Below are 17,475 nucleotides of genomic sequence, written 5' to 3'. Positions count from 1 at the left end.
TCGCCTCGACTATTTCAACCGATGATATTGACAGCAACTTCCGTGAGATGAGGAGTGAGAGATGGACACTACAAAAAATAAAAACTGGACCTTGGAAAGCACGCCTGCAAAGTTGGAAGAAATACTCCCGAACGGCGTTGTAAAGTGTCATCTTTCTCCCCGAAACTGTGTCATTCAGGAGGGCAAAGTAGGTTTTTGCAAGGTGCGCGGAAACAGAGGCGGCCGGTTAGTTACGTTGAATTATGGCAAAGGTGTTCACAGCACCGAAGAGACCATTGAAACCGAGGCGGTATTCCACTTTGCTCCCGGAGAGCGAATCCTTTCCCTAGGCAATATCGGCTGCATGCTTAACTGCGGCTACTGCCACAATTGGAAGACCTCTCAGGCCAAGTATGTGACAGATAAAGATGTTTACTACTATACGCCTGAGCAGGTTGTAGAAACTGCCTTGAAGCATGGTATACGCGTTATCTCCTGGACGTATAACGACCCTGTTGTCTGGCATGAATTCATCCTCGACACGGCAAAGCTGGCAAAGGAAGCGGGCTTAATCAACTTATATAAATCAGCTTTTTTTATCAGTGAAGAAGCCATTGATGAACTATTGCCAGTCATCGACATATTCTCGATTTCGCTAAAATCCATCTCCCCCGAATACTATCGAAAAGTCACAACAGGCTGGGTAGAACCCGTTCTGGCTGGCATCAAGAAAGTATACGATGCTGGTAAATATGTTGAAGTCAGCACCTTGATGGTTACCGATATCAGTGACGATGAGGATACCGCCAGGAAAATTAGCCAGTGGGTACTGGATGAACTGGGCCCGAATGTACCGCTCCACTTTGTAAGGTTTCACCCTGATTATAAAATGAGTAATAGCATCAGGACGCCCGTGGATAGACTCCTGAAGGCTCGGGACATTGCCCGGAGCATGGGGGTTGAGCATGTGTATCTGGGTAACGTAAATGATGTCGAGGGCACCAATACCAACTGCAATAATTGTAACGCTCTACTCGTTACCCGCTACGGTTTGAATGCTGAACTCATCGGATTGGATAGCAACGGTTGCTGTGCCCGGTGTGGGCACGACGCACACTTCAAGTTACTGGGCGAACACAAAGCGAACACGCCTGTTGAACTGCGAGAGACTGCATTGACCTCTTACGAGAAGCGAAAGTTCGAGTGGCATGGGGATATCGTATCGCTGCACGCCCAAGTGCTGAATACTGAAGACCTTGAACAGACCGTCTACCTGCGGCGCAACTATACCGACGGGCTCAACAGCGATTGGAAATCACTGACATTGCGGCCGTATGAAAGCTATCGATTTATTATTGCCAAGGCACGAATTGATGAATCAGGCCCTGAAGTCTGGCTTCCCAAGGGGGTGAACTCAAATCTTCATGAAGTATTCGACAGGGCTCACTTCCCAACCGAGTCGATTGAAGAGATTGGTATTTCGCAAAACGACATCACGCCGACCATTGGGTATGAAGGCAAGCAGAACATGTATGAGCAGGTTATCAAACTGGTGAGCAAATCATGAGCGTGTCTACTGAAATACTCCATATCAGGGTCGATGACCGAGAGGCCCACCCATCCGTGACGCCTATTTATCAGTGCAGCGCTTTTAGCGCTGACTCGGCGTTCTTCTACTCGAGAAAAGCCAATCCCAATGTGACTGAGCTGGAACAGGTTGTCGCTGCACTGGAAGGAAGCGAATACGCCTTGGCCTACAGCACCGGAATGAGTGCCATCTACATGGTGCTGGAGCTGCTGAAACCCGGTGGGTCGCTGGTGATCAACAAATATATCTATGGCTGTTCTTATAAGCTGTTTCAGCGATATACGGCACGTATCGGTGCGAAACTGACGATTCTGGATCTCACCACGGAAAGTGGATTGAAAGAGTTGCCGTTGAACGTGGACATGGTCATTTTCGAAACACCGACCAATCCCTTTCTGAAAGACATTGATATTCATGCGGTCAGCAAGGCGGTTAAGCAAAACAACCCACACGCTCTGGTGGTCGTTGACAACACGTGGGCCACTCCGATATTTCAAAAGCCTCTGAACTTCGGCGCGGATATTTCTCTGTACAGCGCAACGAAGTATTTCTCCGGGCATAGCGATGTCATGGGCGGCCTGGTACTCGTCAACAATGAAATGATTTATACGCGCCTCCTCGAAGGCCGCTTTTACTCAGGCTCAATATTAGCGCCTAATAGCGCATGGCTGCTTCGCAGAAGCATGCAGACATTTAACCTGCGCATGGAGAAACACAGCAACACAACCTCCAGCATGCTCAACTATCTACGGGAACTACCCTTTATTGAGCATGTTTATTATCCACGAGTCGATGGTAAACAATTGACCGGCTACGGTGGCATTGTGTTTGTTGATATTCGGCCCGATCTGGTCCCCTTTTACAAAACCTTCACCAGCGCCCTCAAATGGTTTGGAACGGGTACGGGAATGGCCTGTGTCACGTCAATGGTTGCGCAACCCTTTAGTGGAAGCCATGCCTCGATGACTGAGCAGGAAAAAGCGGATATGGGGATTGAAAAGAGTTTGGTTCGATTGTGTTTTGGTTTAGAGACCCTTGAGGATCTTAAAGAGGATCTGCTTCAGGCATTTGTAGCCATGGAAAATATGGCCAATCAAAAAAGTGCACTTAAACCTGCGTAACAGATATTAATCATGAGCAACGAGCCTTCAACGGCTCGTTGCTTTTTTATGGAGAAGCGAGATTGCCCAGCGTACTCGAAAAAACGATATTCGAAGACCCTACTCTGAACGTTATCCATCTTCTAAACTCCATTTCCAGTGAAAATCCAGAGGCAATCTCTCTGGCGTCCGGTCGACCTGACGACGAGCAATGCGACCTGTCCCTCATCGATAAAGGGTTGGCCAGCTATACACGATACGCCGTCGATACGGAACACTCACTTGCGACACTACTTTGCCAATATGGAAAAACCACCGGGATTATCAACGGCATAATAGCCGAACACTTGCAGGTGGATGAAGGCATAAAGATTTACAACCCTGAAAGTATTGTCGTGTGTATGGGGTTTCAGGAAGCTGCGACCTTGACACTGCTATCAATTTTTGAAGGAAGTGGTGTTTTATTAGTACCTGACCCTGTATTTTCCGGAATAACGGGTATTGCGAAATTATTAAGAATAAAAATTGTACCCGTTCCCGAGGACACCTTCCTCGATCCATCTGCCCTGCGCAAGGTAGCTGAAGATCTTGAGTCCAGGGGGGAAAAGGTAAAAGCGCTGTACGCGATTTCAGATTTTAGCAACCCTACTGCTAACAGCCTTTCCTATGAAGACAGAAAGGCCATGCTCTCCTTGGCCAATGAAATGAATTTTTTTATCCTGGAGGATAATGCCTACAGCTACTTCAGGTACGAGGGAGATAAAATCCCCTTGATGAAGTCGATCGACAGTAGTCGAGTATTCCTTCTTGGCTCTTTTGCAAAGTCAATTTTTCCGGGATTGCGTATGGGCTATGTAGTCGCCCCGGAGAACGCTGGGGTGATTTCCTTTAGCGCCAGATTATGTAAAGCCAAAAGCTTGATCACCGTCAATACACCTGCCCTGTGCCAAGCAATTGTCGGAGGTTTACTGATAGAGAACAATTACTCTTTAAAACAGCTTAATCAACCAAGAGTGTTGTCTTACAGGCAAAAAAGAAACTATATGATTGAATGCCTTGAACGTGAATTCCCGATCAAGGCTGGTTCTGGAAGAAGTGTCACCTGGAACCATCCAGAGGGAGGTTTTTTCATCAATGTACAGCTGCCTTTCACCTTCGAATATTTTGAAATGTGCGAGTGCGCCAGGAACTTCAAGGTTATTGTATTTCCCACTTCCTTGTTTTCGCTGACGAATCAGGCTGTCACTCAGGTCAGGTTGTCGTTTAGCAATGCGACAGAATCAGAAATCAAACAAGCGATAGGCAACCTCAGGGCGTACATTGAATCCAGAATGCAGTAAAGCATCCTCCCGTCAGACCGTAGGGGATTGATGCCAAGGCTTACTCATCAGTCAAAGAGAAATAAGCCTTGTCTCATTTCCCGCTTAAGCTGCTGTGGCGAGCATAACGCCAGTGGCTACTTGGTAGGCACCCAGGATGGTTATGGTTGACCCGGAAAAATAGTTGATCAACCTGAGCTTTGATTGGGAGATTCTGGTCTTGAATATGGAGGAGAATCCGCTCAATCCCAGCCACCAGACAGCCGAGCCTAGAAATATACCTGTCACCATAGGCAGCACTGAGTGCTGACCGCTTTGATCATTAGCCATGCCGTCGCTCATGGCAGCAAATATCGCAATAAACGACAGGATGGTCATTGGGTTCGACAGTGTCAAAAACAGTGTACTCAAGTAGGCTTTTAGCAGGTTGGCTCGTTCACCCGCCAGGGCTGTTGAGCTCGCTTTCGATCTTATTGTTTGATAACCAATGTACGCGAGGAATACCCCCCCCAAAATACACAACCATGGCTTAAAGCTAATGAGTGTCGCTATGATGACTGTGATTCCCAGCGCACCGACAAATCCATAGATCGAATCGGCTGTGGCCGCCCCTAACCCTGTCGCGAAACCTGCTCTCCATCCGAGCGCAAGGCTCCTCTGTATGCACAACAGCCCAATGGGTCCCACAGGGGCTGCAATACAAAGCCCAATGATCATCGACTTAATGAAAATCAACATAAATGCACCTCCGCAATTGATGCTTAAAGGTTAGGGGAAGTGCTTTTTTTTATGAATTAATTATTAATTCCCATCCAGGCTTTTTTGATAATTTTGTAAGAAGTATTCTTATCTTTCCTTCATTATTAAGGCGCACTCAGTGATGAGCCTTACTAAACACGATCGGGATGCCATTCGCCTTCGACGATGACGCCAGCCAGGACTGGTCGCAGGCTTTTTCGTTTCTGCGTCGCTTTTGCATTTTGTGCGACAGATCCCACTTCAGGGACTCCCCTACCGCTCCTTCGTGGTGTTAGTTTGGGAGAGTTTCTGCCTCATCGATCAGAAATTTCTTACCCACTACCTGCAAAGGAGCGGATCGAGGATCAACCCCCTTTGCGACCTGGGTACGCGCATTGTCGCGAGCAAAACGAGCGTCTAAGGCTTAGCTCCGGATACATTCCCAAGGAGATGCGAGCCGGCTTACCCAGCCAGTTGAAACGAAAATGCCAGCTCTTGGCACCCGTCGAACTGACGAACAGGTGCAAGCCGTCCATATCCTTGAAGCTGTAATTTCTTCCGAGGTTTTTTGCGTGGCGAACAGCCGTATCAGTCAAAGGCATATGTACATCTCCTCGTCTCGATCGATTGAGGAGAGATGTACGGGTTCCAGCAATGCGTCATCTATCTGAAAACCGGCACGTCCTGGGACCGGATTTCGATGTACGTTTTAATGTACAAAAAAGCGTGGCTGATGATGGTTTTCAGCAGAACCCACTGGAACGAAAAAAGAGGCAAAAGCCTCTTTTTCCAATGCTGACGACAAAATAGCGCGCAAAAAAAAACGCCACTCAATGAATGGCGTTTTTCTGTATTTGGAGCGGGAAACGAGACTCGAACTCGCGACCCCGACCTTGGCAAGGTCGTGCTCTACCAACTGAGCTATTCCCGCGTCTTGGTGAGGCGCATTCTATAGAATTCAGATGCCCCGTCAACCCCTTGATTCAAAAAAGTTTTATTTCTTTTCCACATCCGTCTTCAGATGCGGCCAGGCGGCCCGCAAGTACTGGACCATGGACCACAAGGTCAGGCCAGCGGACACCATCAGCAAGGCGTAGCCCATCAGGACCCAGAAGCTGAAGTCCGACGGATTGGCCAGCAGGATCACCAGCGCCAGCATTTGCGCGGCGGTTTTCCATTTGCCCAGGTTCGATACCGCCACATGGGCACGGGCGCCGAGTTCGGCCATCCACTCGCGCAGTGCCGATACGACGATCTCGCGACCGATGATGACGGCGGCCGGCAGTGTGAGCCACAGGTTGCCGTGTTCTTGCACCAGCAGCACCAGCGCAACGGCGACCATCAGCTTGTCCGCAACAGGATCGAGGAAAGCCCCGAACGGTGTGCTTTGTTCCAGACGTCGGGCCAGATACCCGTCCAGCCAGTCGGTCGCGGCGGCAAAGGCAAAAACCGAAGCCGACGCCAGATAGCTCCAGTGGTAAGGCAAGTAAAACAGCAAAATGAAGATCGGGATGAGCAGGACGCGTAGAACGGTAATCAGATTAGGGATATTCATCGACACAACTGGCTACGAGGTGAGTTGGGCATTCTACTCGCTGTGCAGATTTGCATAAATCAACTCTGCGAGCTTTTTACTGATCCCGGGTGCTTTGGCGATCTCTTCGATGCTGGCACGAGACAGCTCCTGCAATCCACCAAAATGTTTCAACAAATCCCGTCGACGTGTTGGTCCTACACCGGCAACCCCCTCAAGCGTCGAGGTGCGGCGGGTTTTACCACGCCGTGCACGGTGCCCGGTGATGGCAAAACGGTGAGCTTCGTCGCGGATCTGCTGGATCAAATGCAGCGCGGGGGAATCACCGCGCAAGGTGAATTCATGGGCCGCATCGTTGAGGTACAAGGTTTCGAAACCGGCCTTGCGCGTCGCCCCCTTGGCCACGCCCAGCAGAATCAGGTCGGGCACGGCCAGCTCATTGAGCACGTCACGGGCCATCGACAGCTGACCTTTACCGCCGTCGACCAGCAGAATGTCCGGCAGTTTGCCCTCTCCGTCCTTCAACTTGCTGAAGCGTCGGGTCAGGGCCTGGTGCATCGCGGCATAGTCGTCGCCTGGCGTGACGCCTTCGATGTTGTAGCGGCGGTAGTCGGACTTGATCGGGCCTTCCGGGCCGAACACCACGCACGACGCCACGGTGGCCTCGCCACTGGAATGACTGATGTCGTAGCACTCGAGACGTTGCGGCGGCTCGTCCAGGCTCAGCACTTCGGCCAGAGCATCGAAACGTGCCGCGACGTGTTGCCGGTTCGCCAGACGTGCGCCCAGCGCCTGCTCGGCATTGGTGACCGCCAATTGCTGCCAGCGCGCTCGGGTGCCCCGTACACGATGACTGATGGTCAGTTCACGACCGCGCAGCTCTTCAATGGCTGCAATCAGGGTCGGAAAGTCTTCGTGAACCACGTTGACGATCAGCTCGCTCGGCAAGTCGCGCTCGGGACTGCTGATGAAGTACTGGCCGAGAAACGCCGCCATGACTTCGGAAACGTCTTCTTCAATACCCACCTGCGGGAAGAAGTTCTTGCTCCCCAACACCCGGCCGCCGCGTACGCTGATCAAGTGCACACAGGCGCCACCCGGATTGACGAACGCTGCGATCACATCGACATCGCCCGTCCCGCCTTCCATGCTTTGCTGGTCCTGGACCCGGCGCAGCAATGAAATCTGGTCGCGCAATTCGGCGGCACGTTCGAACTCCAGATTGACCGCCGCTTCCTCCATGGCCGCGGACAACTCGTCCGCCAACGCATTGCTGCGCCCCTCAAGAAACATCACCGAGTGGCGAACATCTTCGGCATACACCTCAGGCTCCACTAGGCCGACACACGGCGCCTTGCAGCGCTTGATCTGGTATTGCAGACAAGGTCGCGTGCGGTTCTTGTAATAGCTGTCTTCACACTGACGAACAAAAAAAGCCTTTTGCAGCAGGCTCAGGCTTTCGCGGATCGCTCCCGCGCTGGGGTAAGGGCCAAAATATTTGCCCTTGGCCTTTTTCGCTCCGCGATGGATGCTCAAGCGCGGGAACTGGCCATCCGAGAGAAAGACATAAGGGTAGGATTTGTCGTCGCGCAGCAGGATGTTGTACGGCGGGCGCCATTCCTTGATCAGCGTCTGCTCGAGCAGCAAGGCCTCGGTTTCGTTGGCCGTGATGGTGGTTTCGACCTGGGCGATACGCCCTACCAGCGCGGCGGTCTTGGGAGCCAGACCGGTTTTGCGGAAGTAGCTCGCCAAACGTTTCTTGAGATTCTTGGCTTTGCCGACATAAAGCAGACGGGCATCGCTGTCGAACATGCGATAGACACCCGGCCGCCCACTGACCGTCGACAGAAAAGCACTTGGATCGAAGGTTTCAGTCATTTTCAGAGGCTGGCATCAACCATGCCGTGACGAACCGCCAACAGCGTCAACTCGACATCGCTGCTGATCGAAAGCTTTTCGAAAATACGGTAACGGTAGGTATTCACTGTTTTTGGCGACAGGCACAGTTTGTCGGAGATGATCTGCACCTTCTGACAGCCGACAATCATCAACGCAATCTGGATTTCCCGCTCAGACAAGGCGTCGAACGGCGAATCGTTGGTTGGCTGGAACGACTTGATTGCCAGTTGCTGGGCAATTTGCGGGCTGATATAGCGTTGCCCGGCAAACACCAGGCGAATGGCCTGGACCATTTCCGGCAGTCCGGCGCCCTTGGTCAGGTAGCCCGCGGCACCTGCCTGTAACAGGCGGGTTGGAAACGGATCTTCTTCGCACACGGTGACCGCGACGACTTTGATGTCGGGATGACTGCGCAATAATTTGCGCGTGGCTTCAAGACCGCCGATCCCGGGCATCTTGACGTCCATCAGCACCACATCGGGTTTCAACTCACGCGCTTTGAGCAGGGATTCCTCTCCCGACTCGGCCTGACCGACTACTTGCAGGCCATCGATGTCAGCCAGCATTCGTGTAATGCCTGTACGAACGAGATCATGGTCATCGACTACTAGCACCCTAATCAAGCAGACACCTCGCGATTTGGTCTTATTGGGTTGCCGGACACCTTAGCAAAAAGCGACTGGCAGACCTAGCGGAAAGCAGCATATAAAAAGTGTCAATTCTTCTGGCGAGGCTTGCTGGCAGTGTGTTTCAGCGGTGCAGTCCATTGATATCACGCTGCATTCTCAAGAAACACTGGTCCTTGCCGACCACCTTCAGTCCTTTTCTCTCGTAAAGAATTTTTGCCGGATTATTTTCAAATACGGTCAGACGCAATGCCGGGCGCCGTTCCTTGCAGGCCATGGCGAATACCTGATCGATCACCCAGGAGCCGGCGCCCTGCCCCCGGTACGCTTCAAGTAAATGCAATTCGCGGATATACAAGGCGCTGGCGTCACGGCTCAGGCTGACATACCCCATCAGTGTGTCATCACGCACAATCAGCCAGTTTTCGCGTCCCTCCCAAGCAACATCGAAAGCCTCGTCCTGCCACAACAGCTCATGTTGAATGTAGTAGCGCAGCATATTTCGACAAGTCAGGTCACGTGCGAAGTCCAGGTCACGAGACGTTGCCGGGCGCAATTCAAACCCCATTCAAGCCTCCGCGACCGCCACGATTTGCCCCTTCCAGCCGTCAGCATTGCGACGAGCAACCACCATGAGATTCCCCGTCCCCGGTGCCGCCGCAACCAACGAGCCGTCCAACGCCCAGATTGCACTACGCCCTGCCGACTCCCAGCCACCCGTTGCGCCACCATGGTTGGCCATCAGTACCGCCATCGAGTGGGTGCGGGCATAACCTTGCAACAGTGCGGTATCTGGAGCGTAGCCGCTTTCTGTGATCAACACGCCCGCGGCATAAAGATCAGCGCCCTGCCGTGCCGCGGCGGCTGCATGACTGGCGTGAGAAAAATCGGCGCATACCGCCAACGCGACGGTGTCGGTGCCGATCTTCAACGTCGAACCGCCTGTTCCCGGGGCAAATGCCACCTCCTCCCCTGGGTGCAAATGCTGCTTGCTGTAGATATCGAGCGAACCATCGGCCCCCAATACCAGGGCACCGATCAACACCGGCGAATCGTCCGACAGACGAATCGGCATCCCGACGACACTGGTCACACCGACCTCCCGCGCGAAATCGCGCAGAGGTTGCAGCACTCTGGCACCTGGCGCGATGGCCAGCTCCGCTGCCAGACCACGCTCGTATCCGGTCAGCGACAGTTCTGGAAACACCAGCAATTGCACGCCCTGCTCCGCGGCAACCTGCATGAAGCGCAGGTGTCGGGTAATATTGGCGGCAAGATCGCCAGCGACGGAGATCGATTGAGCGGCGGCGATGGTCAGTGTCGTCATGGTTCGTCCTTGTGACGTTGATGGTTTGGGCGCCGGTTACACGCCGCCCGTTGCGTAAAGTGTGTCACAACTCCCGACGTACCCAACCGATAGAAACGCCCTGTGATGCTCGATAGCATTTTCTGATTGAATCCGCGTACCGGCCTCTAGTAAGCTCGGCTCATTCATCGGAGACAGACCATGTTCAACGCCCTCTCACAGCTTCGTACCGCCAGCGCCCCGCGCTCGGTTGCGGCTGCCCGGGTGAATGACGTTTGTGCTTCGGTCAGCTTTTATTTTGGGTATTGGTTTAGCCACTGGCGCGCCTGATACCCACACGGCGCCCACTTTAAACGGGTCGCCACCAGAGAATTCTCAACCCCCGGTCGGCCTCCCGACCGGGGGTTTTGTTTTTTCAGCCCTGAACATTTTTTGCGTTACACCAGACAACTTGAGGATTTACGACATGAATTACGCCACTTATTACCGTTACGACACTTTTACCGCCTGGCGATTTACCAGCTTCCGCTCGGGACAGCCTGCCGCCTCCGATCGGTCACCCACAGGTGGCAAGCACACACACGCAGCCAATCCGGCCAATTGTCGAACACCCCACTAGGGCCGAGCGCGCGGGACGAACCCGCCGCCAGCCCAGGAAGCCCGAATATGAACTCGTCCGTCTCTGCTCTGCCGCTGTCCACCTTGAGCCCTGCCAATGAAGCGCTGACCTTGCGTCTGCCCAGCTCATTGCAACTCAAACAGCAACTGCCACTCAGCAATGCGCTGACCCAACAAGTCTCCGCCCACCGCCAGGCTGTCCGCGCGATCCTCAACGGTGAAGACTCCCGTCTGCTGGTGATCGTCGGTCCCTGCTCGATTCACGACCCACGTTCCGCCCTCGAATACGCCGCCAACCTGGCCCGTCTGTCTGCACAAGTCAGCGACGAGATGCTGTTGGTGATGCGCGCCTACGTCGAAAAACCCCGTACCACGGTCGGCTGGAAAGGCCTGGCCTACGACCCGCACCTGGATGGCAGCGATGACATGGCGGGCGGTTTGACCCTGTCCCGCGAATTGATGCGCGAAATGCTCCAACTGGGTCTGCCCGTTGCCACCGAGCTGCTGCAACCGATGGCCGCCGGTTACTTTGACGACCTGCTGAGCTGGGTCGCGATCGGCGCCCGTACCACCGAATCGCAGATCCATCGGGAAATGGCCAGTGGCCTGAGCATGCCGGTAGGGTTCAAGAACGGCACCGATGGTGGTGTGGCTGTCGCCAGCGACGCCATGCGCTCGGCCGCTCATCCGCACCGCCATTTCGGTGTCGACAGCCAGGGCCATCCTGCGATTATCCAGACGCCGGGCAACCCCGACACTCACCTGGTATTGCGCGGCGGCCATCGCGGACCGAACTACGACCGCGACAGCATCGCCAAAGTGCACAGCGACTTGACTAGACTCAAGATTCCGGCGCGGATCATGGTCGACTGCAGCCACGCCAACAGCGCAAAAGATCCGTTGCGTCAGCCCGCCGTGTTCAACGACGTGCTTGAACAGCGCTTGCAAGGTGATCGCTCGCTGGTCGGCATGATGATTGAGAGTCATCTGTTCGAAGGCTGCCAACCGTTGAGCCCGTCGTTGCGGTACGGGGTGTCGGTAACGGATGGCTGCCTTGGCTGGACCGGGACGGAACAATTGTTGTTGCAGGGCGCCGAGCGACTTCGTGCACAACGAAGCACTCAACAGCCAAAGTAAGCTGTGGCGCCGAGATCCGCGATGCAGGGCTATCGGGTCGGTTTACACGGAAAAATGACCTACCAGAGGTAGGTCATTGAAAGAAATATCTCGGCCATCGTTAAAAAGATGTCCGGATATTCCGACCAAGACCTCACGCTCATTCGAGTTTTCGTACCATTTCTATTCCGTTTTCATCAGGTTACAGCGGCTTTTTCATACATCGCCGAGCGGTGGGTGTGCTTTAGAGTGCCCCCTTGAGCACACACCTGACCTACTGCGAAAAAGGAAATGTACATGCTACGGAATGCAACCACTGACTATCCGATCCTGCTGGTCCACGGGCTCTTCGGCTTCGATCGCATCGGCAAACTCGAACTGTTCCATGACGTCAAACAGGCCCTCAGAAGCGCCGGTGCAAGGGTTTTCATCCCGCACCTGTCGGCTACCCACAGCAATGAAACCCGTGGCGAACAACTGCTGGTACAGATCGACCGGGTTCTGCAAGGAACCGGCGCAAGCAAAGTCAACCTGATCGGTCACAGCCAAGGCGCACTGGCTGCACGATATGCGGGGGCGCTGGCGCCACAGGTGGTCGCTTCGGTGACATCGGTCAGCGGGCCGAACCACGGCTCGGAACTGGCCGACTTCCTGCGCAAGGCGCTGACGCCCGGGCGCCTGCCGGAACAAGTCGCCGGAGCGGTGGCCACCCTGTTCGCCGACTTCCTGTCGTTGCTCAGCGGCAACCGGCACCTGCCGCAGAGCGCGATCGCCGCACTCAACGCGCTGACCACCGAAGGCGTCGGTGCCTTCAACGACAAGTACCCTCAAGGGTTACCGAAGACCTGGGGCGGCAAGGGTCGCGAACTGGTGAACGGCGTACGCTACTACTCCTGGAGCGGCACCCTGCAGGGAAACATCCTCGACGAGGGGCTCTACGCGCTCAACCCGCTGCACGGGTTCCTGCGGGCGTTCTCCCACTACTTCACCACCGAAGCCGAACAGAATGACGGCATGGTTGGCCGGTTCAGCTCCCATCTGGGTAAAGTGATCCGTTCCGACTATCCGCTGGATCATCTGGACAGCCTCAGCCAGACCACCGGTCAAGTCCGCAAGGGCATCGACCCGATCGACCTGTATGTACAGCATGCCGAACGCTTGAAAAATGCCGGCCTTTAGACAATGCCTTAATCTGGACGGTATTTTGAGAAGAAATAGCCCACTGAATCCGGTAGGCTCCGCACTTTACTGAACATTGAATGGAGTATTTTCCCATGGCCAAAGCCACCGCCCGCCACATCCTGGTTTCCAGCGAAGCCAAGTGCAACGAACTCAAGGCCCAGATCGAAGCCGGCGCCGATTTCGCCGAAGTCGCCAAAGCCAACTCCAGCTGCCCATCGAGCCGCCAGGGCGGTGACCTGGGTTCGTTCGGTCCAGGCCAGATGGTCAAGGAATTCGACACCGTGGTTTTCAGCGCGCCAATCAACGTGGTGCAAGGCCCGGTCAAGACCCAGTTCGGCTACCACCTGCTGGAAGTGACCAGCCGTCAGGACTGATCAACCCCTGAGTTTTCTCCACAACGGCCCGCCTTTTGGTGGGCCGTTGTGTTTTCGTTACGTGATACGGCTGGCGAGGGACGCGCCGCTAGCGTACAAATTGTGCTTATCGATCACCCGGCTCTAAGGCTGACAATGCGACTGGCTTTCCCCTCCTTACTGTTCACTGCCGTGGCCCTGCTGTTGGGCGCCGCCGGCGTGAACGCTGAACCGCAACAGGCGTTGACCGTGTACGGTGAACCGGCGAAGTATCCCGCCGGTTTCAGTCATTTCGACTACACCAACCCGCAAGCGCCCAAGGGCGGCACGATGCGTCGCTCGGCGCTGGAAATCGGTCATTTCGACCACGTCCTGCCGTACATCGACAAAGGGATTGGCGTCACACAAGTCGATGGCTTGATCTACTCGCCCCTGGCCGTGCGCTCACTGGACGAACCCTACACCGTGTACGGCCTGGTGGCGCAGCAGATGGAGCGTTCCGACGATGGACTGTCCCTGCGTTTCTACCTGAACCCGAAGGCCCGTTTCGCCGATGGCAAGCCGATCACCGCCGAAGACGTGCGCTACACCTTCGACCTGCTGATGACCCAGGGCAGCCTGCGCTATCGCACGCAATTCGCCGACGTCAAAGGCGTCGAAGTGGAATCGCCGCGAACCATTCGGTTCGACTTCAAGAGCAACGAGAACCGCACCCTGCCCCTCGACATCGCCACTTTGCCGGTGCTTCCCGAACACTGGTGGAAAACCCGCGACTTCGCCAACGGTGGCGGTTACGAGCCGCCGCTGGGCAGCGGTCCGTACCGCGTGAGCAAGGTCGACTCCGGGCGCAGCATCACCTTCGAGCGTAACGCCGACTGGTGGGCCAGGGATTTACCGGTCAGCCGCGGCCTCTACAACTTCGATCATTTCAGCATCGAGTACTTCGGCGACACCGATGTCGCCCGTCAGGTCCTGCGTGGCGGCGCCTACGACTACAACCGCGAATTCTCCGCCACCGCCTACTCCATCGGCTACGAGAGCCCGGCCTTGCGCGACGGTCGTCTGCAAAAAGCCCACCTGGCAACGCAGGCACCACAACCGTCCCAAGGCTTTGTGTTCAACCTGCAAAACCCGATATTCCAGGACCGCCGCGTGCGCCAGGCGCTGGCCATGCTTTGGGACTTCGAGTGGAGCAACCGGCAGATGATGCGCGACCTGTACATCCGCCAGCAGAGCTTCTTTTCCAACACCGACCTCGCCGCCCGACAACTGCCCGACGCGGGTGAGCGGGCGATTCTCGAACCGCTTCGCGGGCAGATCCCTGACGAAGTCTTCACTCAGGTCTTCGAAGCACCGAAAACCGATGGCAGCGGCGTGATTCGCGACAAACAGTTGCAAGCCCTGGACCTACTCGAACAGGCCGGCTGGAAACCCGATGGCGATCAACTGGTCAACGCCGAAGGCCAACCGCTGGCCTTCACCTTTCTGATCAGCCAGAACGGCATGGACCGATTGCTGCTGCCTTACAAGCGCACCCTGAAACAAATCGGCATCGACCTGAACATTCGTCGCATCGACGCCTCCCAGTACGTCAACCGCCTGATGTCCCGGGACTACGACATGATCGTCACCGGCTACCCGGTCACCAACTCGCCGGGTAACGAGCTGTACAACTACTTTGGCTCGGCGGCGGCCAGCGATCCGGGCTCCAACAACTACATGGTGCTGAAGAACCCGGCGGTCGATACGTTGATCAACGGCCTGGTCCGCGCTACCACCCAAACCGACATGCTGCGCTACGCCCATGCCCTGGACCGTGTCCTGCAATGGAACTTCTATTGGATTCCCAACTATTACCCGCCCGGCAGTTCGACCGTGTGGTGGAACCGCTTCGGCATTCCCTCTGTACAAGCAAGCAATGACGAAGCCATCGAGAGTTGGTGGGAAGTCAGCTCCACACCCCTGACCAACGAACAGATGACCGCCGAACTCATCAAGCGCGGCAAATCCGGAGGGTCGCACTGATGTGGGCTTACGTACTGCGGCGCTTGCTGCTGATCATCCCGACTTTAGTGATCATTCTTCTGGTCAACTTCGCCATCGTCCAGGCCGCACCCGGTGGCCCGGTGGAACAGGCCATCGCGCACTTGCAAGGCATCGGTGGCGCGAGTGTCGGCGGCGGTTCCAGTGAGACCATGCACGGCAGCTCTCGGGCCAGCCGCGGGCTCGATCCGCAGCTGATCAAGGAGATCGAAAAGCAATACGGCTTCGACAAGCCGGCGCCGGAACGCTTGTGGCTGATGCTCAAGAGCTACGCCCACCTCGACTTCGGCAAGAGCTTTTTTCGCGGTGCCACGGTCACCGACCTGATCCTGGATAAAATGCCGGTGACCATTTCCCTCGGGCTCTGGGCGACGTTGATCACTTATCTGGTGTCGATTCCGCTGGGCATCCGCAAGGCCGTGCACCACGGCAGCCATTTCGATATCTGGAGCAGCACCGCGATCATCATCGGTTACGCGATGCCGGCGTTCCTGTTCGCGATGTTCCTGATCGTGGTCTTCGCCGGCGGCACCTCGTTGAACTGGTTTCCGGTGCGCGGCCTGGTCTCGGACAACTTCGAGTCGCTGTCGACGGTGGGCAAGATCGCCGATTACTTCTGGCACCTGGTACTGCCAGTAACGGCGTTGGTGGTCGGCGGCTTCGCGACCCTGACCATCCTCACCAAAAATTCCTTCCTCAATGAAATCACCCGCCAGTACGTGGTCACCGCCCGAGCCAAGGGCTTGAGCGAACGCCAGGTGCTTTACGGCCATGTGTTTCGCAACGCCATGCTGCTGGTGGTCTCGGGAATTCCCCAGGCCTTTATCAGCGTTTTCTTCGCCGGCTCGCTGCTGATCGAAGTGATTTTCTCCCTCGATGGCCTGGGTCGCATGAGTTACGAAGCGGCGGTATCGCGGGACTATCCGGTGGTATTCGGTTCGCTGTTCATCTTCACCTTGTTCGGCCTGCTGATGAAAATCATCGGTGACCTGTGCTACACCCTGGTCGATCCGCGTATCGACTTCGCCGCGAGGAACGCCTGATGCTCAAACTCTCGCCGCTGGGCCGTCGCCGTTTTGAACGCTTCAAGAAAAACCGCCGGGGCTGGTGGTCGTTGTGGTTGTTTGTCGGTTTGTTCCTGCTGACTCTGGGCGGCGAACTGATCGCCAATGACCAACCGCTGGTGGTCAGTTATCAGGGCTCGCTGTACTTCCCGGCGTTCAAACACCACACCGAGCAAGAATTCGGCGGCCAGTTGCCGTTTCAGGCCGATTTCCGCAGCGATTACGTGCAGAAGCTGATTCACAAGGGCGACGGCTGGATGCTGTTTGCGCCGATCCCGTTCAGCGACGACACTCCCAATTACGATCTCAATCAACCGGCGCCAAGTCCGCCGTCGAAGGTCAACTGGCTGGGCACCGACGATCAGGCCCGGGACGTGCTGGCGCGAGTGATTTTCGGGGCACGGGTGTCGATCCTGTTTGCGCTGATGCTGACGTTTATCAGCGCCCTGATCGGTATCGCCGCCGGTGCATTGCAGGGCTATTACGGCGGCTGGGTCGACCTGCTTGGTCAGCGCTTGCAGGAAGTCTGGTCGGGGCTGCCGGTGCTGTACCTGCTGATCATTCTGTCGGGCTTCGTCGAGCCGAATTTCTGGTGGCTGTTGGGGATCATGGCGCTGTTTTCCTGGCTGGCCCTGGTGGACGTAGTGCGCGCCGAGTTCCTGCGCGGGCGTAACCTGGAATACGTCAAAGCCGCCCGTGCGTTGGGCCTGACCGACCGCAAGGTGATCGTGCGACACATTCTGCCCAACGCAATGAACGCCACCCTGAGTTATCTGCCGTTCATCCTGACCGGGGCAATTTCCACCCTCACGGCGCTGGATTTCCTCGGTTTCGGCATGCCGGCCGGCAGTGCGTCACTGGGCGAATTGATTGGCCAAGGCAAGCAGAACCTACAAGCGCCGTGGCTGGGGCTGACGGCGTTTTTCACCCTGGCGCTGATTCTTTCTTTGCTGGTGTTCATTGGCGAGGCGTTGCGTGATGCCTTTGACCCTCGTTCTTGAAGCGGACTG

15 protein-coding genes, 1 tRNA gene and 1 pseudogene are annotated in these 17,475 nt (G+C 55.6%); 9 read left to right on the top strand and 8 right to left on the bottom strand.

Going from position 1 to position 17,475, the window contains the following annotated elements:
- Positions 1 to 61 precede the first annotated feature (61 nt).
- From amrS to AF70_RS18460, 3 genes are all read left to right on the top strand, one after another.
- Entirely contained in the window at positions 62 to 1,546 is a 1,485-nt protein-coding gene (gene amrS / locus AF70_RS18470) for an AmmeMemoRadiSam system radical SAM enzyme (RefSeq protein ID WP_028940927.1), read from the top strand.
- Positions 1,543 to 2,688 (top strand): PLP-dependent aspartate aminotransferase family protein, encoded by a 1,146-nt coding sequence (locus AF70_RS18465; RefSeq protein WP_028940928.1) that lies wholly within the window; start codon positions 1,543 to 1,545, stop codon positions 2,686 to 2,688. Before amrS ends, AF70_RS18465 begins: the two co-directional genes overlap by 4 nt.
- Before the next feature lie 62 nt (positions 2,689 to 2,750).
- Positions 2,751 to 4,007, top strand: coding sequence for a PLP-dependent aminotransferase family protein (locus AF70_RS18460; protein WP_028940929.1), 1,257 nt, complete (start codon positions 2,751 to 2,753; stop codon positions 4,005 to 4,007).
- 84 nt (positions 4,008 to 4,091) lie between these two features.
- Here the strand turns inward: AF70_RS18460 and AF70_RS18455 are convergent, their stop codons facing one another.
- The 8 genes and pseudogenes from AF70_RS18455 to AF70_RS18420 all read right to left on the bottom strand — a co-directional run bounded on the left by AF70_RS18455 (position 4,092) and on the right by AF70_RS18420 (position 10,110).
- Entirely contained in the window at positions 4,092 to 4,724 is a 633-nt protein-coding gene (locus AF70_RS18455) for a LysE family translocator (RefSeq protein WP_028940930.1), read from the bottom strand.
- Between the two features lie 358 nt (positions 4,725 to 5,082).
- Positions 5,083 to 5,326: pseudogene (locus AF70_RS18450) on the bottom strand (Arm DNA-binding domain-containing protein); the annotation flags it as partial.
- Positions 5,327 to 5,579: 253 nt separating this feature from the next.
- Positions 5,580 to 5,655: transfer RNA gene (locus AF70_RS18445), tRNA-Gly, on the bottom strand.
- Between the two features lie 63 nt (positions 5,656 to 5,718).
- Positions 5,719 to 6,279, bottom strand: a complete 561-nt coding sequence (gene pgsA / locus AF70_RS18440) for a CDP-diacylglycerol--glycerol-3-phosphate 3-phosphatidyltransferase (RefSeq protein WP_007933765.1) — start codon at positions 6,277 to 6,279, stop codon at positions 5,719 to 5,721.
- 33 nt (positions 6,280 to 6,312) lie between these two features.
- Positions 6,313 to 8,136, bottom strand: a complete 1,824-nt coding sequence (gene uvrC / locus AF70_RS18435) for an excinuclease ABC subunit UvrC (protein WP_007933764.1) — start codon at positions 8,134 to 8,136, stop codon at positions 6,313 to 6,315.
- 2 nt (positions 8,137 to 8,138) lie between these two features.
- On the bottom strand, positions 8,139 to 8,780 hold the full coding sequence (uvrY, locus tag AF70_RS18430; protein WP_008015884.1) for a UvrY/SirA/GacA family response regulator transcription factor: 642 nt from the start codon (positions 8,778 to 8,780) through the stop codon (positions 8,139 to 8,141).
- A gap of 127 nt (positions 8,781 to 8,907) precedes the next feature.
- A complete protein-coding gene (locus AF70_RS18425) occupies positions 8,908 to 9,351 on the bottom strand; it encodes a GNAT family N-acetyltransferase (protein ID WP_028940931.1) in 444 nt (147 codons plus the stop codon).
- Complete coding sequence (locus AF70_RS18420; RefSeq protein ID WP_028940932.1) at positions 9,352 to 10,110, bottom strand: carbon-nitrogen hydrolase family protein; 759 nt, start codon at positions 10,108 to 10,110, stop codon at positions 9,352 to 9,354.
- A 645-nt stretch (positions 10,111 to 10,755) separates the two neighbouring features.
- Between AF70_RS18420 and AF70_RS18415 the strand changes: the two genes are divergently transcribed.
- The 6 genes from AF70_RS18415 to AF70_RS18390 all read left to right on the top strand — a co-directional run bounded on the left by AF70_RS18415 (position 10,756) and on the right by AF70_RS18390 (position 17,466).
- Positions 10,756 to 11,844 (top strand): 3-deoxy-7-phosphoheptulonate synthase, encoded by a 1,089-nt coding sequence (locus AF70_RS18415; RefSeq protein WP_028940933.1) that lies wholly within the window; start codon positions 10,756 to 10,758, stop codon positions 11,842 to 11,844.
- Between the two features lie 276 nt (positions 11,845 to 12,120).
- On the top strand, positions 12,121 to 13,002 hold the full coding sequence (locus AF70_RS18410; RefSeq protein ID WP_019578507.1) for a triacylglycerol lipase: 882 nt from the start codon (positions 12,121 to 12,123) through the stop codon (positions 13,000 to 13,002).
- Positions 13,003 to 13,097: 95 nt separating this feature from the next.
- Positions 13,098 to 13,379, top strand: coding sequence for a peptidylprolyl isomerase (locus tag AF70_RS18405; protein WP_007933754.1), 282 nt, complete (start codon positions 13,098 to 13,100; stop codon positions 13,377 to 13,379).
- A 135-nt stretch (positions 13,380 to 13,514) separates the two neighbouring features.
- The gene (locus AF70_RS18400; RefSeq protein WP_028940934.1) at positions 13,515 to 15,383 is read left to right on the top strand and encodes an extracellular solute-binding protein; all 1,869 of its coding nucleotides are present in this window, start codon (positions 13,515 to 13,517) and stop codon (positions 15,381 to 15,383) included.
- On the top strand, positions 15,383 to 16,444 hold the full coding sequence (locus tag AF70_RS18395; protein WP_028940935.1) for a microcin C ABC transporter permease YejB: 1,062 nt from the start codon (positions 15,383 to 15,385) through the stop codon (positions 16,442 to 16,444). The genes AF70_RS18400 and AF70_RS18395 overlap by 1 nt, the downstream gene beginning before the upstream one ends.
- Entirely contained in the window at positions 16,444 to 17,466 is a 1,023-nt protein-coding gene (locus AF70_RS18390) for an ABC transporter permease (protein ID WP_028940936.1), read from the top strand. The genes AF70_RS18395 and AF70_RS18390 overlap by 1 nt, the downstream gene beginning before the upstream one ends.
- Positions 17,467 to 17,475 lie beyond the last annotated feature (9 nt).

Source organism: Pseudomonas sp. KD5 (assembly GCF_012932895.1).
Taxonomy (GTDB): domain Bacteria; phylum Pseudomonadota; class Gammaproteobacteria; order Pseudomonadales; family Pseudomonadaceae; genus Aquipseudomonas.
The sequence above is the reverse complement of the archived record's forward strand: the minus strand, read 5'-3'. Positions and strand labels throughout refer to the sequence as shown.

What these genes read in the sequence shown, in the direction of transcription:
- AF70_RS18395 (WP_028940935.1), top strand. Translation starts at nt 15,383, where the DNA reads ATGTGGGCTTACGTACTGCGGCGCTTGCTGCTGATCATCCCGACTTTA.
- AF70_RS18400 (WP_028940934.1), top strand. Translation starts at nt 13,515, where the DNA reads ATGCGACTGGCTTTCCCCTCCTTACTGTTCACTGCCGTGGCCCTGCTG.
- amrS (WP_028940927.1), top strand. Translation starts at nt 62, where the DNA reads ATGGACACTACAAAAAATAAAAACTGGACCTTGGAAAGCACGCCTGCA.
- AF70_RS18420 (WP_028940932.1), bottom strand. Translation starts at nt 10,110, where the DNA reads ATGACGACACTGACCATCGCCGCCGCTCAATCGATCTCCGTCGCTGGC.
- AF70_RS18465 (WP_028940928.1), top strand. Translation starts at nt 1,543, where the DNA reads ATGAGCGTGTCTACTGAAATACTCCATATCAGGGTCGATGACCGAGAG.
- AF70_RS18405 (WP_007933754.1), top strand. Translation starts at nt 13,098, where the DNA reads ATGGCCAAAGCCACCGCCCGCCACATCCTGGTTTCCAGCGAAGCCAAG.
- AF70_RS18410 (WP_019578507.1), top strand. Translation starts at nt 12,121, where the DNA reads ATGCTACGGAATGCAACCACTGACTATCCGATCCTGCTGGTCCACGGG.
- AF70_RS18425 (WP_028940931.1), bottom strand. Translation starts at nt 9,351, where the DNA reads ATGGGGTTTGAATTGCGCCCGGCAACGTCTCGTGACCTGGACTTCGCA.
- AF70_RS18455 (WP_028940930.1), bottom strand. Translation starts at nt 4,724, where the DNA reads ATGTTGATTTTCATTAAGTCGATGATCATTGGGCTTTGTATTGCAGCC.
- AF70_RS18390 (WP_028940936.1), top strand. Translation starts at nt 16,444, where the DNA reads ATGCTCAAACTCTCGCCGCTGGGCCGTCGCCGTTTTGAACGCTTCAAG.
- AF70_RS18415 (WP_028940933.1), top strand. Translation starts at nt 10,756, where the DNA reads ATGAACTCGTCCGTCTCTGCTCTGCCGCTGTCCACCTTGAGCCCTGCC.
- uvrC (WP_007933764.1), bottom strand. Translation starts at nt 8,136, where the DNA reads ATGACTGAAACCTTCGATCCAAGTGCTTTTCTGTCGACGGTCAGTGGG.
- pgsA (WP_007933765.1), bottom strand. Translation starts at nt 6,279, where the DNA reads ATGAATATCCCTAATCTGATTACCGTTCTACGCGTCCTGCTCATCCCG.